This window comes from Mesorhizobium sp. BAC0120, from assembly GCF_033542235.1.
Lineage (GTDB): Bacteria > Pseudomonadota > Alphaproteobacteria > Rhizobiales > Rhizobiaceae > JAWRCU01.
In genome coordinates this window covers 307,512-331,445 of record NZ_JAWRCU010000004.1, presented here as the reverse complement: position 1 = coordinate 331,445, position 23,934 = coordinate 307,512, and the positions used below count along the sequence as shown (strand labels likewise).

General features: G+C 64.7%; 21 protein-coding genes. 6 read left to right on the top strand and 15 right to left on the bottom strand.

What is annotated here, in order from left to right; all coding sequences use genetic code 11:
* Positions 1 to 89: 89 nt before the first annotated feature.
* Entirely contained in the window at positions 90 to 1,034 is a 945-nt protein-coding gene (locus SAZ10_RS11955) for a MurR/RpiR family transcriptional regulator (RefSeq protein ID WP_318609435.1), read from the top strand.
* Positions 1,035 to 1,107: 73 nt separating this feature from the next.
* On the top strand, positions 1,108 to 2,883 hold the full coding sequence (locus SAZ10_RS11950) for an NAD(P)/FAD-dependent oxidoreductase (RefSeq protein WP_318609434.1): 1,776 nt from the start codon (positions 1,108 to 1,110) through the stop codon (positions 2,881 to 2,883).
* A 19-nt stretch (positions 2,884 to 2,902) separates the two neighbouring features.
* Here the strand turns inward: SAZ10_RS11950 and SAZ10_RS11945 are convergent, their stop codons facing one another.
* The 14 genes from SAZ10_RS11945 to SAZ10_RS11880 all read right to left on the bottom strand — a co-directional run bounded on the left by SAZ10_RS11945 (position 2,903) and on the right by SAZ10_RS11880 (position 18,003).
* Positions 2,903 to 4,348, bottom strand: coding sequence for an aldehyde dehydrogenase family protein (locus SAZ10_RS11945; RefSeq protein ID WP_318609433.1), 1,446 nt, complete (start codon positions 4,346 to 4,348; stop codon positions 2,903 to 2,905).
* Between the two features lie 2 nt (positions 4,349 to 4,350).
* Positions 4,351 to 5,118, bottom strand: a complete 768-nt coding sequence (locus SAZ10_RS11940) for an SIS domain-containing protein (RefSeq protein WP_318609432.1) — start codon at positions 5,116 to 5,118, stop codon at positions 4,351 to 4,353.
* Positions 5,119 to 5,158: 40 nt separating this feature from the next.
* Positions 5,159 to 5,917 carry a nucleoside phosphorylase gene (locus tag SAZ10_RS11935; protein WP_318609431.1) on the bottom strand — a complete coding sequence of 253 codons (759 nt, stop codon included), beginning with the start codon at positions 5,915 to 5,917 and terminating at the stop codon, positions 5,159 to 5,161.
* A 12-nt stretch (positions 5,918 to 5,929) separates the two neighbouring features.
* Positions 5,930 to 6,790, bottom strand: coding sequence for a carbohydrate kinase family protein (locus SAZ10_RS11930; protein ID WP_318609430.1), 861 nt, complete (start codon positions 6,788 to 6,790; stop codon positions 5,930 to 5,932).
* Positions 6,787 to 7,347: an isochorismatase family cysteine hydrolase gene (locus tag SAZ10_RS11925; protein WP_318609429.1), complete on the bottom strand. Its 561-nt coding sequence runs from the start codon at positions 7,345 to 7,347 to the stop codon at positions 6,787 to 6,789. The genes SAZ10_RS11930 and SAZ10_RS11925 overlap by 4 nt, the downstream gene beginning before the upstream one ends.
* Positions 7,348 to 7,349: 2 nt before the next feature.
* Complete coding sequence (locus tag SAZ10_RS11920; protein WP_318609428.1) at positions 7,350 to 8,246, bottom strand: ABC transporter permease; 897 nt, start codon at positions 8,244 to 8,246, stop codon at positions 7,350 to 7,352.
* Positions 8,243 to 9,304 (bottom strand): ABC transporter permease, encoded by a 1,062-nt coding sequence (locus SAZ10_RS11915; RefSeq protein ID WP_318609427.1) that lies wholly within the window; start codon positions 9,302 to 9,304, stop codon positions 8,243 to 8,245. Before SAZ10_RS11915 ends, SAZ10_RS11920 begins: the two co-directional genes overlap by 4 nt.
* A complete protein-coding gene (locus SAZ10_RS11910) occupies positions 9,301 to 10,857 on the bottom strand; it encodes an ABC transporter ATP-binding protein (protein ID WP_318609426.1) in 1,557 nt (518 codons plus the stop codon). Before SAZ10_RS11910 ends, SAZ10_RS11915 begins: the two co-directional genes overlap by 4 nt.
* Before the next feature lie 7 nt (positions 10,858 to 10,864).
* Complete coding sequence (locus SAZ10_RS11905; RefSeq protein WP_318609425.1) at positions 10,865 to 11,899, bottom strand: BMP family lipoprotein; 1,035 nt, start codon at positions 11,897 to 11,899, stop codon at positions 10,865 to 10,867.
* Positions 11,820 to 12,656, bottom strand: coding sequence for a GntR family transcriptional regulator (locus SAZ10_RS11900; protein ID WP_318609424.1), 837 nt, complete (start codon positions 12,654 to 12,656; stop codon positions 11,820 to 11,822). The genes SAZ10_RS11905 and SAZ10_RS11900 overlap by 80 nt, the downstream gene beginning before the upstream one ends.
* 208 nt (positions 12,657 to 12,864) lie before the next feature.
* Complete coding sequence (locus SAZ10_RS11895) at positions 12,865 to 14,934, bottom strand: GMC oxidoreductase (protein WP_318609423.1); 2,070 nt, start codon at positions 14,932 to 14,934, stop codon at positions 12,865 to 12,867.
* Positions 14,935 to 14,944: 10 nt separating this feature from the next.
* Positions 14,945 to 15,760 carry a carbohydrate ABC transporter permease gene (locus tag SAZ10_RS11890; RefSeq protein WP_318609422.1) on the bottom strand — a complete coding sequence of 272 codons (816 nt, stop codon included), beginning with the start codon at positions 15,758 to 15,760 and terminating at the stop codon, positions 14,945 to 14,947.
* Entirely contained in the window at positions 15,757 to 16,671 is a 915-nt protein-coding gene (locus SAZ10_RS11885; RefSeq protein WP_318609421.1) for a sugar ABC transporter permease, read from the bottom strand. Before SAZ10_RS11885 ends, SAZ10_RS11890 begins: the two co-directional genes overlap by 4 nt.
* Before the next feature lie 57 nt (positions 16,672 to 16,728).
* Positions 16,729 to 18,003, bottom strand: coding sequence for an ABC transporter substrate-binding protein (locus tag SAZ10_RS11880; protein ID WP_318609420.1), 1,275 nt, complete (start codon positions 18,001 to 18,003; stop codon positions 16,729 to 16,731).
* Positions 18,004 to 18,246: 243 nt separating this feature from the next.
* Between SAZ10_RS11880 and SAZ10_RS11875 the strand changes: the two genes are divergently transcribed.
* From SAZ10_RS11875 to SAZ10_RS11860, 4 genes are read left to right on the top strand one after another with little or no spacing between them, the layout of a single operon-like run.
* The gene (locus tag SAZ10_RS11875) at positions 18,247 to 19,407 is read left to right on the top strand and encodes an ROK family transcriptional regulator (protein WP_318609419.1); all 1,161 of its coding nucleotides are present in this window, start codon (positions 18,247 to 18,249) and stop codon (positions 19,405 to 19,407) included.
* A 41-nt stretch (positions 19,408 to 19,448) separates the two neighbouring features.
* Positions 19,449 to 20,936 carry a M81 family metallopeptidase gene (locus tag SAZ10_RS11870; protein ID WP_318609418.1) on the top strand — a complete coding sequence of 496 codons (1,488 nt, stop codon included), beginning with the start codon at positions 19,449 to 19,451 and terminating at the stop codon, positions 20,934 to 20,936.
* Between the two features lie 19 nt (positions 20,937 to 20,955).
* Complete coding sequence (locus SAZ10_RS11865; RefSeq protein ID WP_318609417.1) at positions 20,956 to 22,320, top strand: Xaa-Pro aminopeptidase; 1,365 nt, start codon at positions 20,956 to 20,958, stop codon at positions 22,318 to 22,320.
* A 35-nt stretch (positions 22,321 to 22,355) separates the two neighbouring features.
* Positions 22,356 to 23,471 carry a sn-glycerol-3-phosphate ABC transporter ATP-binding protein UgpC gene (locus tag SAZ10_RS11860; protein WP_318609416.1) on the top strand — a complete coding sequence of 372 codons (1,116 nt, stop codon included), beginning with the start codon at positions 22,356 to 22,358 and terminating at the stop codon, positions 23,469 to 23,471.
* A 65-nt stretch (positions 23,472 to 23,536) separates the two neighbouring features.
* Here SAZ10_RS11860 and SAZ10_RS11855 read toward each other — a convergent pair whose 3' ends face one another.
* Positions 23,537 to 23,914 (bottom strand): hypothetical protein, encoded by a 378-nt coding sequence (locus SAZ10_RS11855; protein ID WP_318609415.1) that lies wholly within the window; start codon positions 23,912 to 23,914, stop codon positions 23,537 to 23,539.
* Positions 23,915 to 23,934: the final 20 nt, after the last annotated feature.

Genomic DNA, 23,934 nt, shown 5'->3' with positions numbered 1-23,934 from the left:
GGTGAAAAAGCGGAGGAAAAGTTAGGGGACGACCACTTCCTGCGACGCGGCGGGGCCGGTCGGACATGGTAGATGTCCAATCGGACCGAATGGCAGGGAGGAGGCCTCTGACGAGCGAAGCCGCAAGCCATGGCGTCAGGCCCGGCTACGGCAAGCTCATTCCCGACATCCTGTCGCAGATCAAGGACTCCTACGCTGATCTGCGCCCCGCCGAACGTCGTGTAGCCGACGTGGTGCTCGACGACGTGGCCTTCTCTGTGGATGCGTCCAATACCGAAATCGCGCGCCGCGCCGATGTCAGCGAGCCGACCGTCACCCGCTTCTGCCGCGCCATCGGCTGCGAGGGCGTACGCGATTTCAAGCTGAAGCTCGCCCAGTCCGTCGTGGTCGGTCGCATGTACCTGGCTGCGCCTCAGCCGCCGGCTCCGACCGAGAACGGCTCGCCGCTTTGGAGTACTGTCTTCAGCGAGGCGCGCAAGGCGCTGAATGCAGTCGAGCTTCAGGTGAATCCGGCCGAGGTGGTGAAGGCCGCGGATCTCATCGCGAGTGCGCATCAGGTCGCCGTCTTCGGTCTCGGAGGCAGTTCGGCCGCGCTGGCGCAGGAGACGCAATATCGCCTGTTCCGCTACGGCGTCGTCGTCTCTGCCCATTCCGACCCTTACATCATGCGCATGACGGCTTCGACTCTGAAGCCGAACGATCTCGTGATCGCGATCTCGGCGACCGGCCGCACGAATGAGGTGATCGAAGCGGTAGCGCTCGCCAGGCACTATCGCGCCAGGACGATCTGCATTACCGCGCCCGATAGCGAACTCGCCAAAGTGTGCGACGTGCGGCTCACGGTGGACATCCCGGAATACCCTGACACCATGAAGCCGACCGCCTCGCGCTTCGCTTTCCTGGCCATCATCGACCTCGTCTCCGTTGCCGCCGGCTACAGGCTCGGCGGCTCGGCCCAGGAGACGCTGCGCCGTGTCAAATACAACGTGCTGGCCCACAGGAAGGGCAAGGAACTCGAGCCGCTGGGCGACTGAGCGCGGAGTTCCTGAGACACATCCGTTTTGGGCGCCCTTGCGGCCGCCCGTTCGACCAAAGGGGAACCGACTTATGCTGCAGACTGCCCCGGCAGCCGAGGCTTCGGCCTGGCTTGCCAGCTTCTCGACCTGCCTCGCCAACCGCGATATCGACGCGCTGCTCGATCTCTTCGTCGAGGACTGCTACTGGCGCGACTTGGTCGCCTTCACCTGGAACGTGAAGACGATGGAGGGGAAGGCGGCAGTCGCCGATATGCTCGCGGCTACGCTTGCGCCGACCAGCCCGACAGGCTTCGCGCTGGTGAGCGCGTCCGGCCAGTCAGGCAATGTCGAGGGTTGGTTCGATTTCGAGACCAAGGCCGGCCGCGGGCAAGGCGTATTCCGTCTCGAAGGCGGCAAGTGCCGAACGGTGCTGACGACGCTGCAATCGCTCAGGGGGCATGAGGAGGCCACCGGCGGTACACGCCCGATGGGCGTCCGGCACGGCGCCGACCGCAACCGGCAGACCTGGTCCGAGCTCCGGGCCATCGAGCAGGCCGAGCTCGGCGTAGAGCGCCAACCCTATTGCCTGATCATCGGCGGCGGCCAGGGCGGCATCATGCTCGGCGCGAGGCTGAAGCAGCTCGGCGTTCCCACCATCATTGTCGAGAAGAACCGCAAGGCGGGCGACTCCTGGCGCAACCGCTATCGTTCACTCGTCCTACACGACCCGGTCTGGTACGATCACCTGCCCTACATCCCCTTCCCGCCGCACTGGCCCGTTTTCACGCCCAAGGACAAGATGGGCGACTGGCTGGAGATGTACGTGAAGGTGATGGAGCTCAATTACTGGAGCTCCACCGAGGTCGTGAAAGCCCGCTACGACGCGGCTGCGAAGCTCTGGACGGTCAACCTCCTGCGCGAAGGACAACCGGTCAGCCTGAGGCCCTCGCAGCTCATCTTTGCCACGGGCGCCTACGGCCCGCCACGATTTGTCGATCTGCCGGGCGCCAACGATTTCAACGGCGAAATCCTGCATTCAAGCGCGTATTCCGACGGCAGCAAATATAGTGGTAAACGCGTCGTGGTGATCGGCGCGGCCAGCTCCGGCCATGACGTCTCGGTCGACCTGTGGGAAGCAGGCGCCGATGTCACGATGGTGCAGCGCTCACCCACTACGGTGGTGCGCTCGGAAACGCTGATGGAGCTTGCCTTCGACATCTATTCCGAGACTGCGGTCACGAACGGGATCGATGTGGACAAGGCCGACATGATCGCTGCCACCACGCCCTTCGCCCTGCAGCCGCAGGCGCAGCGCGCGCTCTATGACAAGATCCGCGCGCGCGATGCCGATTTCTATCGCCGTCTCGAAGCCTCCGGTTTCCTCCTCGATTTCGGCGAGGACCAGACTGGATTGATGATGAAAGCCTACCGGACCGGCTCCGGCTATTACGTCGATGTCGGCGCTTCCGAGCTCATCATTGCAGGCGAGATCGGGTTGAAGGCCGGTGTTCCGATCGATCGCCTGACCCCGTCGGGTATCCGCTTTGCGGATGGCACGGAGCTGCCGGCCGACGCAATCATCCAGTCGACCGGCTTCCAGTCGATGCATGAGATGGTGGCGAGGATCGTCGATCGCGAAACAGCTGATACCGTCGGCCCCTGCTGGGGACTCGGCTCGGGCATGCGCAACGATCCCGGCCCCTGGCACGGCGAGCTGCGCAACATGTACAAGCCGACCGCCCAGGAAGCGCTCTGGTTCCACGGCGGCAACCTCGCGCTGTCGCGCTTCTTCTCGAAGTTCCTCGCGCTGCAACTCAAGGCCCGTTACGAAGGTATCGAGACGCCGGTCTATCGAACGGCCCTGTAAGTGACCGGCGCCGCGGCGTTCAGCCCCGCAGCCGCAGCTTTATGTGCTTCGTCTCGCGGAAAGCCTCGATGCCCTCGCGGCCAAGCTCGCGGCCTATGCCGCTCATCTTCCAGCCGCCGAATGGCGCCTGCAGCTCGCTCGTGTCGTTCACGTTGACGCCGACCGCTCCCGCCTCGATCTTCTCGGCGAGCCTCCAGGCGCGCTCGAGATCGCCGGAATAGACATACGCCGAAAGGCCGAAGGGCAGCGCATTGGCGACCCGCAACGCCTCTTCGTCGTCGGCGACTGGCCGGATGGCGGCAAGCGGTCCGAAGGTTTCTTCCGTCATGGCAAGGGCCTGGTCCGGCACGTCGTCGACAAGCGTCGGCTCGAAGAAGAAGCCGCGTTCGTACTCGGCGCCCTTTGGCGCGCCGCCGCCGGCAAGGAGCCTGCCGCCGCGCGAGACGGCATCTTCGATGTGCGCGGCAACCCGCTTGCGGCCGCTGTCGAGAAGCATGGGGCCGTAAAGCACCCCGGGCTCGACGCCGTGACCGAGCTTTATCCTGGTGGTCTCCGCCACCAGCGCCTCAACAAAGCGGCCGTGGATGCCTTTCGAGACGAGGATGCGATTCACTGCGATGCAGATCTGGCCCATGTTCGAGAAGGAGCGCCGTGCGGCTGCTGCGGCCGCTTCGGCGGGATCTGCATCGTCAAGCACGATGAACGGACACTGGCCGCCGAGCTCGAGCGACAGGCGCTTCAGGTTGCCTGCTGCCGCGCGCATGATCGACTGGCCCGCGGGAACGGACGCGGTGGCCGTGACCATGCGGATGCCGGGATGCTCCGCAAGCGCGGCGCCCACCTCCGGGCCTGTACCGGGAATGTCGTTCAACACGCCGGCGGGCAGACCCGCATCGGCAAAACATTGGACCACCATGCCGATCGCGAGCGGCGTCTCATGCGGCGGCTTGGCAACCAGCGTGCAGCCGGCGGCGAGCGCCGGTGCGACCTTCCAGCTATAGAGGTCGACGGGATAGTTCCAGGGTATGATGCCGCCGACAACGCCGACCGGCGCAGTCGTCACCAGATTGCGGATGTCGGCGCGCGAGGCCGGGCGCATCGAGCCGCCGAGGCGGCGTCCTTCCTCGGCATAGAAGCGGATCACCTCGACGCCGAACAGGATCTCCTTCTTCGCGTCGGGAACGGGCTTTCCCTGCTCGCGCGTCAGGGTCTCCGCGATGGCGTCGACACGTTCCACGATCAGGTCGGCCGCGCGGTGCAGGATTTTGGCCCGGTTGTCGGCATGCGTTTCCGCCCAGGCTGGCAACGCCCGTGATGCGGCTTCGACGGCGATGTCGACATCCCTGCGGCTTGCCAGCGCGCTCGACCCGACGAATTCGCCGGTCGCCGGGTCGTTGATCGCAATGCGATTGGCGTCGGCCGCTTCCTGCCACTTACCGTCGATGAAGAGTTTGCGTTCCATCATTCTCACCGTGCCTTCAGCCGACGCCACAGTTCTTCGTAATTCTCGTCGTTCTGGCGGTTTGCTGCTTCCTTGCCCGTCGTATTCGGGCTCACCATCACATGCGGCTTGACACCCTGTCTCACCAGCTTCTCGGCCGTGGCCGAGACGATTGCATGGGCGACTGCGATGGTGATGCTGGTCGATGATGCCCCAACGGGCGAGTCGAGATCGTCGATGAAGAGCGAGGCGTCAGCGAGCGGAATGCCTGTGTCGACCACCACATCGGCCACCTCGAACAGCCGCTTGCCGGAGGAATGGCGCGACGGCACGCTGCTCGAATGCGGCAGCGAAGTCACCCCGATCAACGCAATGCCGCGCTCCTTGCACTCCATCGCGATGTCCATGATCACCGCGTTGATGCCCGAATGCGAGAACAGGATCATGGCATCGGCCGGGTCGAGCTGGTGCGAGCGCAGGATCGCCTTGCCGTAGCCTTCCTGTGCATGGATGAAGCGATACTGCCTGGCGCCCATATCGCCCCAGACGTGATGGAAGGAGATCATCGTACTTTCCACGATCGGCCGGAACCCGACGATCGTGCCGGTGCGCGGAAAGCACTCCAGCGCCGGCAGCGCGCCATGGCCGGTGCCGAAAGTGAACGCCAGCTTCCCGGCCGCAATGCTTTTGGCGCAAAGCTCGGCGGCCTTCTCGATGGCGCCCGCCTGGGTGGTTCGCACTTTGTCGAGCCGTTCGGCGAGCGTGGTGAAATAATTGTCGACCAGGGAGGCCATCCTACTGCTCCTTCTTGTTGGTGCGGGGGCTCGATTGCCGTCAGGCCGGCAATGCGGTGATGGCGTCGAGCGCCACTTCGAACAGCTCGGCCTCTGCCTTCGCCATTTCTCCGTCACCGATCTTTTCCTGGCTGTGCGCGTCGACTGTCGCGACGCAGAGCGTCGAGGCGCGCGCGCCAAGAATGCGGGCGGCGACCAGCAGCGCTGCCGTCTCCATGTCCGTGCCGATGAGCCCCATGCGTTCGATGTCGCGCTTGAGCGCCGCGATCATCTCGCGGCGCTCGCCGGAAAGACCGAACATCTCCGTGTAGAAGCCGTCATAGGTGCCGAATATGCCCGCGTGCCAAGTACGCTCTGACCGGCCAAGGCGCTCGCGCAGTCGGGTGTTCAGGGCGAAATCGGCGATCGCAGGAAAGCCCAGGGGCGCGTAGCTGTTGGAAGTACCCTCGGCCCGCAATGCGCCGTCGGCCAGCACGAAATCGCCGAGCCTGGCCGGCGGCACGGCCATTGCCGTGCCGATGCGTAGGAAGGTGCGGATGCCGAGCGCGAAAAGCTCATGCAGGACGATGGTTGCGATCGGCGCACCCATGCCGAATGCGCTGACGGTGATCCGCCGTCCGGCGCGCGTGCCGGTAATGGTGCGCAGCCCCCGATTTTCGCGCACGAGATGCACATCGCTCATATGATTCGCGATGCGGCCCACACGGGCGGGGTCGCCGATCAGGATCGCGGCGTCGCCGACCTCCGCGCGTTCCGCGCCGATGTACCAGGCGCTGTTCGATTGCTCTTCCTTGGTCATATCAATGCACTTTCAACTTTCATGCTTGCGGCGCGTGGCGAGCAGAGCCACCGCCGCGTGGTGTCCGGCTTCGACAATCGAAGCAAGATCGGTCTCGCCCTTGGCCAGGGCCGCCAGCACACCGCCCGCAAAGCTGTCCCCCGCACCCGTCGGGTCGCTGACGCAGACGGGGCTCGCCGCGACGAAGCCGTTCGCCTCGCCGCAGGTAAAGGCGGCCCCGGCGCGGCCATGCGTCTCGATCCTGATCTGCCCCTGGCGAGGAGCGGCCGAAGCGAGTGCCTCCTCCAGGAAAGCGCTCTCCGCCTGGCTGCAGCAGATCAGGTCGGCCCGCGCCGCAAGCCGCGCAGCGAGCGGCACCGGCATCGCGCGGGGATCATGCTTGACAACCCAGGCGAGCCTGGCGGCGGGACCGATCGTCTCCAGAACCGCGGCCGTCGCATCCTGAGGTCCGATGGTGACGCAGACCCAATCGACCTTGGCGATCAGCTCGCGCTGCAGATCAGAGAGCGTCGGCTCCGTCGACATTCCCGGATCGTAAAGGCATATGCACCCGCCATCGGGCTCATAAGCGAGGATGGCGATCGGCGTGCGAGCGCCTGGGACGACGACGATACCGTCATGGGGAATGCGCTTTTCGGTGAGCTGAGTGAGATAGGCGCCGGCAGCCGAGTCATCGCCGATCCAGCTCACCGGGAAAGCCTCGGGGACGCCGCTCGCCACCAGGGCGGCTGCAACATAGGAGGGGCTCCCGCCGAGCCTCGGCCAGGCATTGTCGGGCCGTCCGAGGATCGTCGTCGTGCGGCCCGGCCGCGGCACGCCGTCGAGCGTGGCCACATGGTCCAGGCTGGCATAGCCGGTGATCGCAATCCTCATTGCGTCAGCATCCCAATGGCGTCATCGAGCGCGACGACGCGGCCCATATAGCGGTCGATATCCTCGAGCGATGCCTCGGCGAGATGTGGCCGGTTCGAGTTCGTGGCCTCGCGCGCGACGATCGGTTCGAAGCCGTTGGCGAAAGCGTCCTGCGCGGTCGCGCGGATGCAGACATTGGTTTTCACGCCGGCGATGACGACACGGCTTACCTTCTGCTCGGCGAGAAAGAGGGCGAGGTCGGTGGCGAAGAAGGCGCTGAAGCGACGCTTGTGGACGACGGCCTCGCTCGGGCCTTGCGGGCGGAAGTCGCCGAAGAACGCGGCATCATGAGCATCCTCGAGGTGATGGATCGGAAGTTTCCGCCATTCGAAGTCCTCGAATCCCGGCCGGTGCCTTTCGACCGCGTGAACGACGATCGCGCCGGAGGCGCGCGCGGCCGCGAGCAGCTTCTTCATCGGCTCGATGACGGCCTCGACGCCCGGATAGTAGTTCGGGTGTCCCTGCTCGAAGAAGGAGTTGATCACGTCGACGAGGATGAGCGCAGTCTTGACCGCCATCGTCATGTTCCTTTCGCGCGCTTGCGCCGCACCGCGAGCGCCATCACCGTCAGCACCAGGATCACCATCACATAGGGGAGCGTCTGCACGAGCTCGGCCGGCACCCCCCTGCCCTGCAGCCTGATCTGGAAGGCATCGAACAGGCCGAAAAGCAGCGCGCAGAGCGCGGTGGGCCAAGGCCGGTTGCGGCCGAAATAGAAGGCGGCAAGCGCGATAAAGCCACGCCCGGCGGTAATGCCTTCGTTGAAGATGCCGACCACCCCGATCGACAGATAAGCACCTGCCAGCCCGGCCATGAAGCCGGCGAAAACGGTCGAAGCGTCGCGCAGCGTCAGCGGGTTCAAGCCCAGTGCCCGGGCGGCCTGCGGGCCCGCCCCTGCCGCTCGCAGCCTGAGCCCTGTCCGTGTACGGGCAAGAAACCAGGCCGTTGCCGGCACCATCAGCCATGCCGCCCAGGTGAGCGGGTCGTGACCGGAGACGAGCGCACCGAGGATCGGGATATCGGCGATGACAGGAATGTCGAAATGCGGCAGCCGCGCGACATCGGGCAAGTTCAGCGTTCCGGAACTGCCATAGGCGGATTTCAGGAAGAAGCGCACGAGCCCGGCAATGGCGACGTTGAAGCCGAGCCCGACAATGATCTCGTTGGCCTCCAAGCGGGTCACGGTGAGCGACATCATGAGGCCGATGAGGGCGCCGATGAGGCCGGCGGCGATGAGCGCGGCGAGCCAGCTTCCGCTCTGAGATGCGACGATCAGGCCGGCAAGCGCGCCGGCAAGCATCATCGCATCGAGACCGATGTTCACGAGGCCGCCGACCCGGTTCACGAGGCCGCCGATTGCGGCAAGCAGCAGCGGCGTGGTCATGACGATTGCGGCATGGATGATGTTGTCGATCATCTTGCCGCCCGCCTTTTCCCAAAAATCCAGCCGAAACGCGCGACGGCGAAGATCATGACCATGCCCTGCAGGATGTTGACGATCTCGATCGGCACGTCGCTGAAGAGCTGGATCGTCGCGCCCGAAGTCGTGAGGGCTCCGAACAGGACCGCGGCAAGGAAGATGCCGAGCGCCGAGCCGCGGCCAAGCAGCGCAACCGCGATGCCGGTAAAGCCGTAGCCAGGTGAAAAACCGGCGACGAATCGGCCGACCGCGCCGAGGGCATGGATACCGCCCGCCAGCCCGCCGATGGCGCCCGAAAGCATCATCATCTTGATGACGAGCATCGGCACGTCGATGCCGGATGCAGTCGCGAAGCGGGCGTTGAGGCCCGCCATGCGCGTCTCGAAGCCGAGCGCAGTGCGGCTGCCCCACCATGCGTAGAGAAGCAGCAGGGCAAGCGCGATCAAGAAGCCGGCGTTGAGCGTCGAAGGCGGCAGGAGCTTCGGCAGGCGCGCTGCCGCATCGATCATCGGCGTCGCCGAGTTGGCCGAGCCTGGCGCGAGCAGCGGCCCATTGACGAGATAGGCTGTCAGGCTGATCGCAATGAAGTTGAGCATCAGCGTCGTCACGACCTCGTCGACGTCGAGCCGCGCCTTGAGCAGCCCGGGCACCAGCATCCACAGCGCACCGATGACGACGGACGTAATGATAGCCGCAGGCAGAAGGACAACACCCGGCAGTCCCGCCCAGGCGAAGCCGACATAGGCGGCGGCCAGCCCTCCCACGAAGACGCAGCCTTCGACGCCGACATTGAAGACGCCGGCGCGGAAGGCGACTGCAGTGGCAAGGCCCGTCAGCATCAGCGGCGTCGCGGCCGCAAGCGTTGCCGCGATCCGCTTCTGGCCACCGAAGGATTCGACCGCGAGCAGCCGGTAGACCTCGAGCGGATTATGCCCGGCAAGCCCCAGCACGAGGGCGGCGACGAGGAGCGCAAGCAGAAGCGGCGCGAGTGCGGCCGCAGCGTCCTGCCAACGTAAAGCGGACAGGAATCTCGATGTCGCACTACTGTCGGTCATGCGTTGCTACCGCCCAGCATCAGGCGGCCGATCTCGTCGAGTCTGGCGGAGCCGCGTGCCACCTCGCCAGTGATCCTGCCGCCATAGACGACCACGATGCGATCGGAAAGGCCGATCAATTCCTCGAGCTCCTCGGAAATAAGCAGGACGGCGCCGCCGCGGTCACGGAAGTCGAGCAGGCACTGATGAATGAAGGCGATGCCGCGGATATCCACGCCGCGCGTCGGCTGGCAGGCGAGCAGGAACTTGGGATTGCCGTCGAGCTCGCGCGCCACCGCGACCCGCTGCTGGTTGCCGCCGGAGAGGCTCGCGGCTGGCAGCCAGTCCGAAGCGCGCCTCACCGAATAGCGGTCGAGCAGGCTCCCGACATGACGAGCGATGGCGCGCCGCCTGAGGATGCCGCGGGTGCTGAGGTCCGGGCGACGATGATGGCCGGCGATGGCGTTCTCGGCGATCGGAGCGGCAAGGCAAAGCCCTTCCGCGGCACGGTCGGGCGAAAGGTAGCTCAGACCCAGCGCGCGGCGCTCACGAAGCGTCAGCGTGGAAATATTCTTGCCGTCGAGCCAGATCGCCCCGCTGTCGACCCGTCCGAGCCCCGTGATCGCGGCCGCGAGTTCGTCCTGGCCATTGCCGGCAACGCCCGCGATCCCGACGATCTCTCCGGCGCGCACGGTCAGATCGAATGCGCTCAGCCCGGCATGGCCGCGCTTGCCGGACGCCGAGAGGCCGCTGATCTCCAGGACGGGACGGCCTGCAGTGCCAGCCCTGGCTGTCGGCCAGGAAAGGATTTCGCCGATCATCATTTCGGCGAGCTTCGCCTTTGTCGCCTCTTCGCGCGGCAGGCTGCCGACCACCTTACCGTTGCGTATCACGGTGATCTGGTCGGCGACCGCCAGCACCTCCTCGAGCTTATGGCTGATGAAGAGGATTGTGCGGCCATCGGCGCTGAGCTTGCGCAGGAGTGCGATGAGCTGTTTCACCTGGGCAGGCGCCAGCACCGCGGTCGGCTCGTCGAGAATGAGAACGTCGGCGCCGCGATAGAGCAGCCTCAGGATCTCGACGATCTGGCGCACATGCACCGGCGCGTCCTGCTCGGGCGTGTCCCAGTCGAGCTTTACGCCGGCCAGACGCTCGAGCCTTTGCGCCTCCTCCCGCGCCTTCGCCTTGTCGATGCGGCCGATTGCGTCGACCGGCTCATGCGCCAGCACTAGATTCTCGAGCAGCGTCAGGCCGGGCACCAGCATGAATTCCTGATGGACCATGCCGATACCGCAAGCGAATGCGTCGGCCGGGCCGAGAAAGACGGCCGGCAGGCCGTCCACGACCACAACGCCCTGGTCCGGCCGATCCATGCCTTGCAGGATGCGCATCAGGGTCGATTTGCCGGCGCCATTGCCGCCAACGATCGCATGCACCTTGCCGCGCTCTGCCCGGAAGGTGATGTCGTCATTGGCGACAAGGGCCCCAAAACGTCTCGTGACGTTCAACGCGCCCAGGCGCACGCTCTGATCGAACCCGGTTTGCTCGCCAGGCAAGGACACCGCCGCGGCCATTTCAGGATTACTTCAGCCAGTCCGGATAGCCCTGGTCGACGACGTTCCAGACCTTGATCTTGCCGGAGAGGATGCCCTCTTTCGCCGCCTCTACCTTCTCGAGGATCGCAGGCGGGATGATGTCCTTGGTGTATTTCATCTCGGAGAGCCCGACGCCATTCTCCTTCAACCCGAAGGTGATCGTCTTGCCGCCCTCGAACTTGCCGGCCGCATAGTCCTTCACGATCTTTTCGACGGCGACGTCGGTGCGCTTCACCATGCTGGTCAGCACTGCACCGGGAGCGAGGGCGTCCTGGTCGGTATCGACGCCGACGGCGTAGTGGCCGGTTTCCTTGGCCGCCTGTATGACGCCCATGCCGGTGCCGCCCGCGACCTGGTAGATGATGTCGGCGCCCTCCTCGAACATCGCCTTCGCCATCTGCAGGCCGATCGCCGGATCGCCGAAATTGTTGGAATAGGCGACCTTCACCTGCACGTTCGGATTGGCGGCCTTGGCGCCCTCGATATAGCCGGCGATGAATTTGTCAATGCCCGCCGACTTGGTGCCGCCGATCACGCCGATGATCGGCTCGGGGTTGATGCCCTTGATCGATGTATCCGTCGTGACGAGAGCGGCGAGCGTGCCGGCGAGATAAGAGCCCTCCTGCTCCTCGAACAGCACCGAGGCGATGTTCGCGCCTTCGCGCACCTGGTTGAGAATGACGTATTTGGTGTCGGGATAATCCTTCGCCACTTCGACCATCGGCTCGCCATGCGAATATTCGAGGTCGACGATCAGTCCGAAATCGGCGTCGGAGGCACGGCGCAGGATCTCGGCCGCTTGCGCAACCACGTCCTTCGATTCAACCGGCTTGCCTTCTATGCCGGCTTCCTTCACGGCCTTATCGAAGCCGGAATAGGCGAGATCGTTGTAGGACTGATCGCCGAGCCCTCCTTGCGCGATGATGAGGGCCGCCGGTTTCTCAGCTGCGCTCCCGGCGATCACTCCAAGGGCCGAGGCGAGGGCCAATGTGGCCGCGCCGATCGCTGAAGATGTCTTCATTGTTGTTCTCCTGATTTGAGTTCCCCAGTTGATGCTGCCTTTCGAGGCGGGCCTCGTAGGAATAGCGGCGGGCATCATAGATTGCGCTGACGGCGTCGAGCGGCGTTCCGTCGGCAGCAAAGGAATGGCGGGTGACGGCGACCACGACTGCCTCGCCTTTCAGCCCGAGAAGCTTGCGGTCGTCGCTGGACGCCGCGCAGGCGATCAGCCGCTCCGTGGCGCTGTGCACGGAAAGGCCGCGCTCTTCGAAAAAGCGGTAAAGCGAGAAGCTCGGCCGGCTCAGCATTTCCCGCGTCAGCCCGGTCGAGGCCAAGAGGTCTGCGGAAAGAATCGAGCGATGCCGCGCGACCGCCTTGCCATCGACAAGCCGGAGGCGGTCGAGCAGCATGAGGGCGGCCCCGGGAGTGTAGGGCAGCCCGTCATGCCACTCGACCGGTTCGAAGGCGAGCAGCCTGTGCGATGCCTGATGCCCGGCTGCTTCGACCGCCTCCGTAAAACTCAACAGATAGCCGGGCGCGCGCCTGAGCGGCGCCTCGGCCACGAACGTGCCGCTGCCCTGGCGGCGCGTGATCAACCCCTCGTCGACGAGTTGCTCGACCGCCTTGGCGACGGTGAAGCGGCTGACGCCCCAATCCTTTGCGAGCTGCGGTTCGCTCCTGATACGCGCCCCGCTGTCGAGCGAGCCTATCTCCTCGCGCAACTGGTCGGCGATCTGCAGGTAGAGCGGCCCTTTGCGGTCGCGGATCTCGGTTGGCATTGTCAGTCCAAGTTGTCCAGTCAACCGTACAACAGTGGAATCAGAATGCAAGAGCCTGCTGTGGACAACAACTGGCGCGGCGCGAGCGGCGCAGCCCGCGGCGGCAATGCTGTCTGGGTGATGAAATCGAACTCCGTTGCTGACGCGCGGCGCAGGCGGCTTCAATTGCCCCTCAACGCCGGTACGGCCGTCGGCGAGCGAGGTCTTTCTAAGCCGACGCCAGTTGCTCGGCGTTTCTGAAGGCCAGCGCCATGATGGTCAGCACCGGATTGAAGGCGCCATTGGTCGGATGCAGCGAGGCATCGCAGACCACCAGATTATCGTGACCCCAGACCCGGCCATAAGGATCCGTCACCGAGAGCCGCGGATCGGTTCCCATTCGGCAGGTACCTGCCTGATGCTGTCCGCCAGAGAGGCCGAAGACCGGATCGGGGCCCCAGGCCGAAAGCGCTCCAGCCGACGCTAGCCATTCCCGCGCCCGCGCGGCGATCACACGCGCCGTGCGCAGCGTTTCGGGATGGACCGCACCAGACAGCCGTGCCACTCGATTTCCCCAGCGATCGCGGATTTCGGGATGCAGGGTGACCCGGCTCTCCGGATTGGGAATCTCGTGGACTGGCCCCTTCACGGCCAGGACCCGACGGTAGTTGCGGATCATGAAATCCTTCGCTTTCCCGCCCCAGCGAGTGAGGTCAGGTGGGAGGGCGTTTTTCCAGAAGGCTACCGGCGTCATGATGAAGTCGTCCGCCAGCATCGCGCCTCCGATCACGCCGGGATTGCCGTGGACGAAATCGGTCGTGGCGATCGTCACACCGGGTCCGTGCTCGCCGTGCACGGGCTCGTCGAACAGGCCGTACACCGTCGGATAACAGTGCCCCTGCAGGTGACGGCCGACTTGCCCATTCGCATTGCCCAGCCCCTCCGGATGTGCAGGCGATGCGGATGCGAGAAGGAGCCGGGCCGTCTCGATCGCGCCGGCGGCAAGGACGACGGCACCAGCCCGGGCGATATGGCGATGGTCGGCACCGTCGGCGATCGACCGCCATACGACGCCTGTTACCCGGCCGCGGTCGTCCTGCAGGATCTGTTCGGCCATCGCTCCAGTGATGAGGGTCGTGCGCCCGGTCGCGAGCGCGCGGGGAATGACGGTGTTGAACGTGCCGTTCTTCGCGCCGGCGGGACAGGGAAAACCCACGCAGGAGCCGCAGCCGATACAGGCGCCGCGCCCCTCGCGCGGACGCGTGTTGATGAGCACCGGCGGCCGGATCGTCGACCAGCCGAGACGCCCCGCCCCCTCGATCAGCAATCGCCCGGCCGCTTGCAACGGCACCGCAGGCATGGGCTCCGTCAACCCTCGCGGAGTCGTGACGGCGCCGCTGACGCCTATCTCCCGTTCGGCGCGCTCGTAGAATGGGGCAAGGTCCTCCAGGTCGATCGGCCAATCCACCAGCGACGATCCCTCAGGAACGCCGTATCGGCTGGCCATGCGGAAGTCATCCTGGTGGAAACGCCAGGCGAGGCCTCCATAGACGAAGGTGCCGCTGCCGACCCCGGCAGCATTCGCATGGGCTCCCGCCTCATGTGCCCTCACCCGCCGTTCCGAGCCGTCCGAAGCGACGATGACCCGAGGGTTGTCATCGGGGTCGGGGCCTGTGTTGTGCCCGTAGAGAGACAGGCGGTGGTTACGCAGATGATCCCGGTGCCCGTCATTGACGTAGGACAGCTCGCGGCCGCGCTCGAGAAGGAGCACGTTCTTGCCGGCCTCCGCGAGCACGCAGGCGGCCACACCTCCTCCCGCTCCGGCGCCGACGATCACCACGTCATAGTCGATGATGGATTGTGGGCCGATCGTCCTGGCAGGCTGAGCCGGTCGGGCTGGAGGACCGCTCGGTCCTTCGGCCAGACCGTGCCGGTAACCGATCGAGGTCCAGGTGACGGCGTCCGGGTTCGCGCCGTTGTCGGGATCGGCGTAAGCGCCCTCGGCGACAAGCTCTGTCAGCCGGCGGAACCAGGGCTCGTGCTGCACCGCATCGATCAGCGCATCAAGCGTGGCACCATCGGAGGCGCTGATGTCCGAACCGCGATGGTTGGCCGCAGCAGCGAGCTCTGCAAGGCCGGCTTCGATAGCCGGCGCATCGTCCTTGGCATCCGTTTCCAGCATGCGGGCAACGAAGCGGTCGGCGCCGACGGATAGCCCACTCCACCCCTCCCCTTCGGGCAGTATTCGGTCGACCACTGCGCGCAGCATTGATGAAGGGGCGGGATCTCGCGTCGACATCAAACGCAACTCACTTGCCGGCGCCTCCGAGCAGGCCGCGAACGAACGCCTTTTGAAAGAGGAGATAGGCCAGCATCACCGGCAAGGTGGAGATCAGCGTGGCAGCCATGAGTGGCCCGTATTCGACCTGCAGGCTGCTGGCGAAACCGGCGATCGCGACCGTGGCTGGGCGGGCAGAGTCGCTGCTCGTCAGCGTCATGGCGAACAGGAGGTCGTTCCAGATCGCGCGGCTCTGGATGATCGCCAGCGCCGAAAGGCCTGAGACGGAGGCAGGCAAGAGTATCCGCCAGAAATAGCCGGAGACGCTGCAGCCTTCGATCCGCGCGGCCTCGTACATCGAGCGCGGCACGGAAGCGAAGAAGTTGCGCATGAAGAAGGTGCAGAACGGCACGGCATAGGCCGTGTGCACCAGCCAGAGGCCGGGTATGGTGTCGAATAGGCCAATCGCCCGGATCATCAGGAACAGCGGAATTTGTACAATCTGGAAGGGCACCAGCATGCCGGTCAGCAGCACGAAATAGGTAAGGCGGCCTCCCCGGCCCCGCATGAAGGCGAGCGGGTAGGCCGCGATCGCTCCGACCGCGATCGACAGGACCACAGCAGGCCCGGTGATCGCGATCGAGTTGAGAAAGCTGCGGCCCATGCGTTCGAAGGCGATGCGGTAATTCTCGATGTATATGCCCGATGGCAGTGCAAGCACACGCGTGATTTCGGCAGGCGACTTGATCGAGGTTAGAAAGGCAAGGACCAGCGGCGCAACGAAGAGCGCCGCGAATATAAAGACGACGATGCCGGCGGCCGGCCGGTTGCGCGAGAGCGAGGTCATTCGGCCTCGCTTTCCGCCACGCGCCGTGACATGGCCGCTATGTAGGGCATGATGACCACCCCCGCGATAATGAGGAGAAAGACGGAGATGGCACTCGCCTTGCCCATCTCAAAGCGCCCGAAAGCCACGTCATACATCTGGGTGGCCAGCACTTCCGATGCATAGGCGGGACCGCCATTCGTGGTGGCCCAGATCACGTCGAAAAGCCGCATCGCGTCAATCGCGGCCATGCCGAGCACAATGATCGTGGATGGCCACAATAGCGGAAAGCTGACCTTCCAGAAGATCTGCCAGGGCGAGGCCCCTTCGATGCGGGCTGCCTCTATGAACTCCACCGGAATGTTCCTCAACCCGGCGAAAAACACCAGGAATGCGAATCCCGTCGTCCACCACAGCACGGCGCCCATCAACGCATAGGTGACGAGTGCCGGATCGCCGAGCCAGTTCTGCGCCCAGCCACCGAGTCCGACCGCCTGCAAGGTCGCTGTGAGCAAGCCGTTCGTCGGCTCGTAGACCCATCGCCAGATCGCCGCCACTGCGACCGCGGGGATGGTGAAGGGCAGGAAGAAGATCATGCGGTAAATTTTCTCGGCCCTGAGGCCGCGGTCGAGCAAGGCGGCCAGCAGCAGACCGACCCCGGTCGGGCCGAGCAGCATGAAGGCCAGCCAGGACATGTTGTTCATGACCGCATGAAGGAAGCGCGGCTGCCGGACGAGAACGAAATAATTCTGCAGACCGACATAGCGCATGGTCGGCGCTACGCCGTCCCAGCTGTGCAGCGACAGATAAGCCGTCGAAAGGATCGGATAGACGTAGAACACCGCGAACAGCGCGACCGGCAGGATCAGGAATGCGATATGCGCGCGTGTGGTCGACGAGAGAACGCTGCGCCTCGGAACCAGCTGTTTCATTGCCACGTGCTCATGCATTGGGGAGGGCGCGCTTTCGAACGCACCCTCCCCGTGTCCTCACCACTTCGTATAGGCGTTTTCAGCAAGCGCTTCCTGCCGCAGCGCTTCCAGGGTGGCGATCAGGTCGGATTCATTGGCCTCGGAGGGATCGATCGCGAATTTTTCGATCTGGGTTCCAAGCTCCGTACCGACCTTCGTCGGCAGCAGGAAGAACAGGTTCGGCAGCACCGCATTGGCCTTCGAAGCGGCCGCGAGTTGCTGGGCGAACTTGGCGCCGGCATAATCGTAGATCTTGGGATCGACCTCGATGTTGGGTGCGAGCGAACCCTTCGGCACCGCAAAGGCCGCTTGGCCTTCGGGGCTGACCGCGGCCTCGATGAATTTCCCGGCAACCTTCACCGTCTCGGCCGGCCCTTCCGGCGCGGCGAAGACATCCATCTGGAAGATCGCCTTGCCGTCCGTTCCGGGCGCCGGGAAGACATCGAAGCCTTTGCCCGGCTCGAAGCCCGCCTGCTTCATATAGGCGGCCGCCCAGATTCCCATCATGAACATGCCGCTGTTGCCGTTCACGACATCGTCCGCGGCCTGGGTCCAGGTCTTGCCGCTCCAGTTCTGTGCGTAGCAACTCACCATCGTGTCCCGATAGAGCGCCAATGCCTTGCGGAATTCCGGCGAGTCGAAGGCGAGTTCCCCGGAGGCGATCTTGTAATAGCCATCCACGCCGACTGTCGACACCAAGGGCGCATAGAAATTGTAGAGGCTCCAGAACGGCCCGCCGGCATTGGCGAGTGGCTGAATTCCGGCATCCCGCAGGGTCTTGCATGCCGCCTTGAGGCTATCCCAATCGGCCGGAGGAGTGATTCCAAGTTTTTCGAAGGTCGCCTTGTTGTAGAAGACATTGTTGATCAGCGACAGATCATACGGAACGCCATAGGGTACCCCATTGATCTTAACGACGCGCTGAACGCCTTCTGGAAATATTTGATCTCCCCGGATCTCTTTCCAGACATCCGTCAGAGGATGCAGTCGTCCCCCATCCACGAAAGTCTTCAGTTCGGAAGCCATCGAGCTCTGATAGATCGCCGGCGGCTGTCCACCCATGAAAGCCGTCTGCAGCTGCCGGCGCAATTCGACGGCGTTGCCCGGGATCACGCGCCCGGCAACCTGGGCGTCCGGATTTTGCTTGTTCGTATAGGCGATGAGCGCATCGATTCCGGCCTTTTCCGAGCCTGCTGCGTAGTAGTGCCAGATTTCAGGCACGGTCTGCGCGCCAACCGTGATCGTAGACGCAAGGGCGCCGAGAGCGGCACCAAGCCATATGATCTTTTTCATCTCTTTCCCCTGTGGAGCCAACTGCCAAACCCATGGCCGGGCAGGTCACAATAATCTGTGTACAAGAAAAATTATGCCTCCATCTTGCCGACTGTCAACGCCATTCCGGCCAGATTGACACGTTTTCGGCTACATCGCAGTGTGTTCAGCTCTGGGGAGCGCTGAAAGTTGATGAAACAGATTGACAGTTTGGGTCGATTTGGCCAGATATTTTTCTTGATCCGGGATTAATGAGGGAAGCCGGTGCGGACTTCGGACATCAGGCGCTATCACGCGAACGAAATCTTTCATCGTATCCGGATCGAGCCGCAGATTTCCCAGAAGGAGATAATTCGGAGGACCGGCTTCGACAAATCGACCGTGTCCTCTATCGTCACCCGCTTCGACGAGCTCGGGCTGGTCGTGCGCACGCCCACAGCCGCAGGCAACCGGCCCGGTCGCCCGGCTGAAGGCTTGTCGATCTCCCCGGACAGCGGATTGCTGGTCGGCGTTCAGGTCGAGTCCGAAGAGCTCGGCTTCGTGGCCGCGGGACTGGACGGTCGGCCCCTCGCCCATCACCGGCAGTCCTTCAATCGCAAGGTCAAGACCCTCGACCGCGCAGTCGCGGACGGCATCGCGGCGGTCACGGCCGCCAGCGGCCGCACGAGTCCCCTGCTCGGCGTGGGAATATCGCTGCCCGGCCTGGTAAGCACGGAAGGCATGCTGGTGCACGCCCCTATCCTGGGCTGGCGCGACGTGCCCGTTCTCGACCTCCTCAGCCGGATCGTTTCAGCGCCGCTCTACATAGGCAATGACGTGAAGGCCGCGGCAATGGCCGAGCATATGTTCGGCAACTGCATCGACCTTGACGACTTCATCTATCTTTTCTCAGGTTCGGGCGTCGGCGGCGCGCTTTTTCTCGACGGGGAAATCTACCTGGGCGCCCACGGGCTGGCCGGCGAGCTTGGGCACATGAAGGTTGTCCCCCAGGGCAGGCTCTGTTCTTGCGGCGCGGCAGGGTGTCTGTCGGCCTATCTTTCAGAGCCCGCCCTTGCGGCCGAGGTGGAAGCCCGCGGCGGCAAGACGGTTCGCAGCTTCGATACGCTTCTGGATCGCGCGGAAGCCGGTGATCCCGCGGTGGTGTCGGTTTTCGAGCAGGCGGGCGAGATCCTTGGGGCGGCGGTCTCCAATCTCGTGAACATCTTCAATCCGCCGGTCGTCGCGCTGGGCGGCGACATGGCCCGTGCATCGCGCTATCTCGGCCAATCGCTCGAGCGCAGCCTGGGACGGCTTGCCCACCCCAATATGGCGGCTCAGACCCGCGTGATCTTCTCTGAAATCGCGACCGACCGGCCGTATCTGGGCGGCGTCGCCCTCGCGCTCGATGGAGTGACGGGGCTCGACGCGTCGAGCGTCATTCCCTGACCTGTTCCGGCGCCCCTATCATTTGGATCAAGGACCCTTTCATGCGCATCGCCATTGTCGGCCTCTCAATCGAGATCATGCTCGCTTCGCCCGTCGCCACCGATACGACGGCCGTTCAGCGCTACGATGCTGAGGACATGCTCGCGGGCGACGTCTGGATGGTTCGCGGCATGCTGGCCCGGCTGGCCGAAGAACCAGATATCGAGGCGGTACCGCTCTTTTGGGCGACAGCCCTGCCCGGCGGACCCATGACCGCCGCTGCCTATGACGAGATCAAGTCGGAAACGATCCGTCGGCTGATCGAGGGTGGACCTTTCGATGGCGTGCTCGTGGCCAATCACGGCGCTCTCGAGGTTGCCGGCATGGATGAGGACGCCGATACCGACTTCGTGGCGGCGATCCGTTCCGCCGTCGGCCCGCAAGTGCCGATCGGCGTCTCCCTTGACCTCCACGGCGACATGACGCCAGGCCTGCTCTCGGCAGCCACAGTCTTCAGCGTCCTTCGCACCGCGCCTCATCGCGATGATCGCGAGACGGGATGGCGCGCAGCCGACCAGCTCGTCCATGTCATCCGCAGCGGCATTCGCCCGAAGAAGGCCGCCGTGAGGATCCCTATCCTGGTGCCGGGCGAGACGGCCGTGACGGCGCTGCGACCCGCCCGCGAGCTCTACGGTTCGCTGCCCGAATATGACGCGCGTTCAGGGATATTGGAGGCCAACATCCTTGTCGGATTTGCCTGGAACGACCGGCCATCGACGGCCGTCACCGCTTTTGCCGTGAGCGACGGCGACGCTGCCGCGGCACGCAACGCCGCAGTCGACCTCGCAGCCAGCATCTGGGCGGAGCGCTCGGAATTCCGCCTTCGGATGGAGACGGCCGAGACGGCGGAGGGCCTGCGCCGGGCATTGGACGCCGTCGAACGCCCGGTATTCGTTTCCGATTCCGGCGACAACACCACCGCGGGTGCTGCGGGCGACCTGACCTTCGTCTTGCAGGCGGCACTCGACGACCCGCAGGCGAGCGACATCGTGGTCGCCGGCATCACCGCGCCGCTTACGGTCGAGCGCCTGATCGCTGCAGGGGTCGGCGCCGAGGTCGAGATCGTGCTCGGGGCCGAGCACGTGTCGCGGCCTCGCACCGAGCGGCGCGTGATCGCGCGCGTCGAAGCCTGCGGCGAGACGCTGGAGTTGGGCGGTTTTCAGCCCTACCGGTCGCACGAAGGCGCCTGGGCCTGCGTTCGGATCGGCGGCGTTCTCGCCACTTTCCATGCTCGCGCGATCGGTATCACCACCCCACACCACTTCACGGCCATGGGCATTCAACCGACCGCGCACAAGGCCTATGTCGTGAAGCTCGGCTACCTTCACCCGCAACTGGAAGACATAGCTGCCCGTCACATCCTCTTGTTGAGCGACGGGGTTTCTCAACTCGACATGAGGCGCCTGGACTGGTCTGCCCTGCCACGGCCGACCTATCCTCTCGACACCGACTTCGACTGGACGCCCGAAGACGGGCTCTACGGCGACTAACACGGAAAGGTTCGCATCCATGGCTCCCATACTGAAAACCGTAACGCCTCCCGTCTTCGACTTGCCCGGAGAACAGCCGCAAGTACCCGCGGAGACCTTTGCAGCGCGCGCAGATGCCGCCTTCGCACGCGCCGGCAAGGATTGGTTGATCGTCTACGCAGACCGCGAGCACTTCGGAAACATCGCCTTCCTGAGTGGTTTCGAGCCGCGTTTCGAGGAGGCGTTCCTGCTGCTCGGTCGTGGCGGCCGCCGCGTGCTGATCACCGGAAACGAATCGGAAAGCTACGCGCCACTGGCCCGCCTGCCCGGCGTGGAAGTGCTCCTCGCCCAGTCGCTCAGCCTGCCTGGCCAGGATCGCTCGCAGCATCCGCGCCTGGCCGATCGGCTGCGCGACGCCGGCTTGAAAGCAGGCGATTCCGTCGCTCTTGCTGGCTGGAAATACCTTGAAGCGCAAGAGGAAGATGAGCCGGCGCATGCCTTCTTCGTGCCCGCGGCATACGTCCAAATGGTCGAGCGGGTCGTGGGGCGCTCTGGCTCTTTGTCCGACGCGACGGCCGTTCTGATGCACCCCGAGACGGGCCTGCGCACGCAGGTCGACGTCGATCAGATCGCCGCATGGGAGTGGTCGGCAACGCGTTGCTCGCTGGCGCTCTGGCAGATTGTGTCCGGCGTGCGCGAGGGCGACACGGAATATGATGCCGTTGCGCGAATGCGCTACACGGGCGAGCCGATCAACGTGCATACCATGTTCGCCTCGGCCGCGCCCGGCGAGCCGGTGATTGGGCTGCGCAGCCCGACCGCGCGCAGGTTGCGGCGCGGCGACGGCGTGACGACGGCCCTCGGCTTCTGGGGCGCACTGTCCTCGCGCGCCGGCTTGCTCGATACCGAAAACGATGCCTTCCAGGCGAAGGCATCCGGCTATTTCGAGGCGCTATGCACCTGGTACGCCGCCGCCGACATCGGCATCGCCGGGGGCGATCTCTACGCGGCCGTTGTGGAGACCCTCGCACGAGCCGGGCTTCGCTCGGCGCTCAATCCGGGGCACCTGACCGGCCACGAGGAGTGGATGCACACGCCCGTCCGTCCGGGATCGAGCGATCGCATTCGCTCCGGCATGCCTTTCCAGGTTGATGTGATTCCCGTACCCATGTCTGCGGGCCAGGCGCTCAACTGCGAGGACCCCGTCACATTCGCCGACGAAGCGCTGCGCGCCGAGCTTGTCGCGCGTCATCCTGATTGCGCAGCCCGCATCGAAAAGCGCCGGACGTTCATGCGCGACGTGCTCGGCGTGGAGGTGAAGCCATCGATCCTTCCGCTTTCGGCCACGCCGCTGATGCTGCCCCCCTTCTGGCTGACGCCCGAGCGGGTCTTCGCCCGGGACTGATGTCCCGCACCTCGATGACGCAAGAGGAACTTCCCTTGGCCGACTTGTCACTGCGTGCACTCACGAAAGCCTATGATGGGCAGCAGACCGTGCATGGCATCGATCTGGAGATAACCGCCGGCGAGTTCGTCGTGCTGGTCGGCCCTTCGGGATGCGGGAAATCGACGACGCTGCGAATGATCGCCGGCCTCGAGGCAATCACGAGCGGTGAAATCCGGATTGCCGATCGGGTCGTGAATGACCTCGAGCCCGGCGACCGCGATATAGCGATGGTGTTCCAGAACTACGCGCTCTTTCCGCACCTGACAGTCGCCGACAACATCACCTTCGGGCTGAAACTCCGCCACACGCCGAAACAGGAGGTGAGCCGGCGCCTTGAAGAGACCGCCGCGATGTTGCAGATCGAAGCGCTGCTTGGCCGCAAGCCTCGCCAGCTGTCCGGCGGCCAGCGCCAGCGCGTAGCGATGGCGCGAGCTTTGATCCGCAGGCCCCGGGTCTTTCTGTTCGATGAGCCCTTGTCCAACCTCGATGCCAAGCTGCGCGTGCAGATGCGGACCGAGATCAAGCAATTGCACGCCCGCGTGGCCACCACGACCGTCTATGTCACGCACGACCAGGTGGAGGCGATGACCCTCGCGGACCGCGTAGTGGTCATGAACAAGGGGCGGATCGAGCAAGTGGCATCGCCGCAGGAGCTCTATCTGAGCCCCGCGACTCGCTTCGTGGCAGGCTTCATCGGATCCCCCGGGATGAACTTCGTGCCCGCGGCAATCGAGGCTTCGCCAGTGGGGCTGTCAGCCAAAATCGGGGCGGACCATAGCCTCAGCATTCCCGACTCGCGGGCCGGGACCTTTGCCGACTCGGTCGGGAGAACCATGATGCTCGGCATAAGGCCGGAGCATCTCAAGCTCGCTGTTCCTGGGGCCGACTCCGGGCGGACGATCTCGGTCGTCATAAAGCTCGTCGAACCGCTCGGAATGGAGACGCTGGTTCACTTCGACCTGGCGGCCGAGCCGGTCGTCGCGCGGCTGGAACCCGATTCCCGACTAGCCGCCGGTCATAAGATCGATCTTTCCGTCAACCTGGATGCTTTGCATCTGATCGATCCCGAGACTGAGCGCGTCGTGCGCAGCGCTGATCGGGTCGACTGAGGACATACACAAAAGCGCCGCCGGAAGTGCCGGCGGCGCTCTCTTTAGTTTTCGGCGCTTTCACGTCAGCCGATGACGGGGCAGCCCGGCGCACGCGCGAAGGTCACATTCACCCAGTCGCCGCGCGAGCGGCCGACGACGCCGATTCGCCTCGGTGACACGAAGTCGATGCGAGCGCGGCGAATGCCCATTCGTTCTGCCTTGAACAAGGCGTGGTCGGGACTGCAGCGCTCCGCGCGCCTGTCGTCGTAGCGGTAGTCGTCCCGGCGATGATCGCGCCGGTAGTAGCGCTCGCCGTCGCCGCCGACATAGACGCCGAAGCGCGGATCGCGATGGTTGTCGCCAAAGCCGAGATAGATGCTGTCCGCCTTGGCAGGCACAGCAGCGAGCGCGCTGAGGCCGATCAGGCCGGCGATGGCCGCTGTCTTGAAGGTGGTGAGCATGGCAGAATTCTCCTTATGCC

Excerpts from the sequence above, each read along its gene's own strand:
- SAZ10_RS11865 (WP_318609417.1), top strand. The coding sequence starts at position 20,956 with ATGGCTCCCATACTGAAAACCGTAACGCCTCCCGTCTTCGACTTGCCC.
- SAZ10_RS11915 (WP_318609427.1), bottom strand. The coding sequence starts at position 9,304 with ATGACCGACAGTAGTGCGACATCGAGATTCCTGTCCGCTTTACGTTGG.
- SAZ10_RS11880 (WP_318609420.1), bottom strand. The coding sequence starts at position 18,003 with ATGAAAAAGATCATATGGCTTGGTGCCGCTCTCGGCGCCCTTGCGTCT.
- SAZ10_RS11925 (WP_318609429.1), bottom strand. The coding sequence starts at position 7,347 with ATGGCGGTCAAGACTGCGCTCATCCTCGTCGACGTGATCAACTCCTTC.
- SAZ10_RS11940 (WP_318609432.1), bottom strand. The coding sequence starts at position 5,118 with ATGGCCTCCCTGGTCGACAATTATTTCACCACGCTCGCCGAACGGCTC.
- SAZ10_RS11920 (WP_318609428.1), bottom strand. The coding sequence starts at position 8,246 with ATGATCGACAACATCATCCATGCCGCAATCGTCATGACCACGCCGCTG.
- SAZ10_RS11950 (WP_318609434.1), top strand. The coding sequence starts at position 1,108 with ATGCTGCAGACTGCCCCGGCAGCCGAGGCTTCGGCCTGGCTTGCCAGC.
- SAZ10_RS11895 (WP_318609423.1), bottom strand. The coding sequence starts at position 14,934 with ATGTCGACGCGAGATCCCGCCCCTTCATCAATGCTGCGCGCAGTGGTC.
- SAZ10_RS11935 (WP_318609431.1), bottom strand. The coding sequence starts at position 5,917 with ATGACCAAGGAAGAGCAATCGAACAGCGCCTGGTACATCGGCGCGGAA.
- SAZ10_RS11945 (WP_318609433.1), bottom strand. The coding sequence starts at position 4,348 with ATGATGGAACGCAAACTCTTCATCGACGGTAAGTGGCAGGAAGCGGCC.
- SAZ10_RS11910 (WP_318609426.1), bottom strand. The coding sequence starts at position 10,857 with ATGGCCGCGGCGGTGTCCTTGCCTGGCGAGCAAACCGGGTTCGATCAG.
- SAZ10_RS11855 (WP_318609415.1), bottom strand. The coding sequence starts at position 23,914 with ATGCTCACCACCTTCAAGACAGCGGCCATCGCCGGCCTGATCGGCCTC.
- SAZ10_RS11905 (WP_318609425.1), bottom strand. The coding sequence starts at position 11,899 with ATGAAGACATCTTCAGCGATCGGCGCGGCCACATTGGCCCTCGCCTCG.
- SAZ10_RS11870 (WP_318609418.1), top strand. The coding sequence starts at position 19,449 with ATGCGCATCGCCATTGTCGGCCTCTCAATCGAGATCATGCTCGCTTCG.
- SAZ10_RS11930 (WP_318609430.1), bottom strand. The coding sequence starts at position 6,790 with ATGAGGATTGCGATCACCGGCTATGCCAGCCTGGACCATGTGGCCACG.
- SAZ10_RS11955 (WP_318609435.1), top strand. The coding sequence starts at position 90 with ATGGCAGGGAGGAGGCCTCTGACGAGCGAAGCCGCAAGCCATGGCGTC.
- SAZ10_RS11885 (WP_318609421.1), bottom strand. The coding sequence starts at position 16,671 with ATGAAACAGCTGGTTCCGAGGCGCAGCGTTCTCTCGTCGACCACACGC.
- SAZ10_RS11900 (WP_318609424.1), bottom strand. The coding sequence starts at position 12,656 with ATGCCAACCGAGATCCGCGACCGCAAAGGGCCGCTCTACCTGCAGATC.
- SAZ10_RS11890 (WP_318609422.1), bottom strand. The coding sequence starts at position 15,760 with ATGACCTCGCTCTCGCGCAACCGGCCGGCCGCCGGCATCGTCGTCTTT.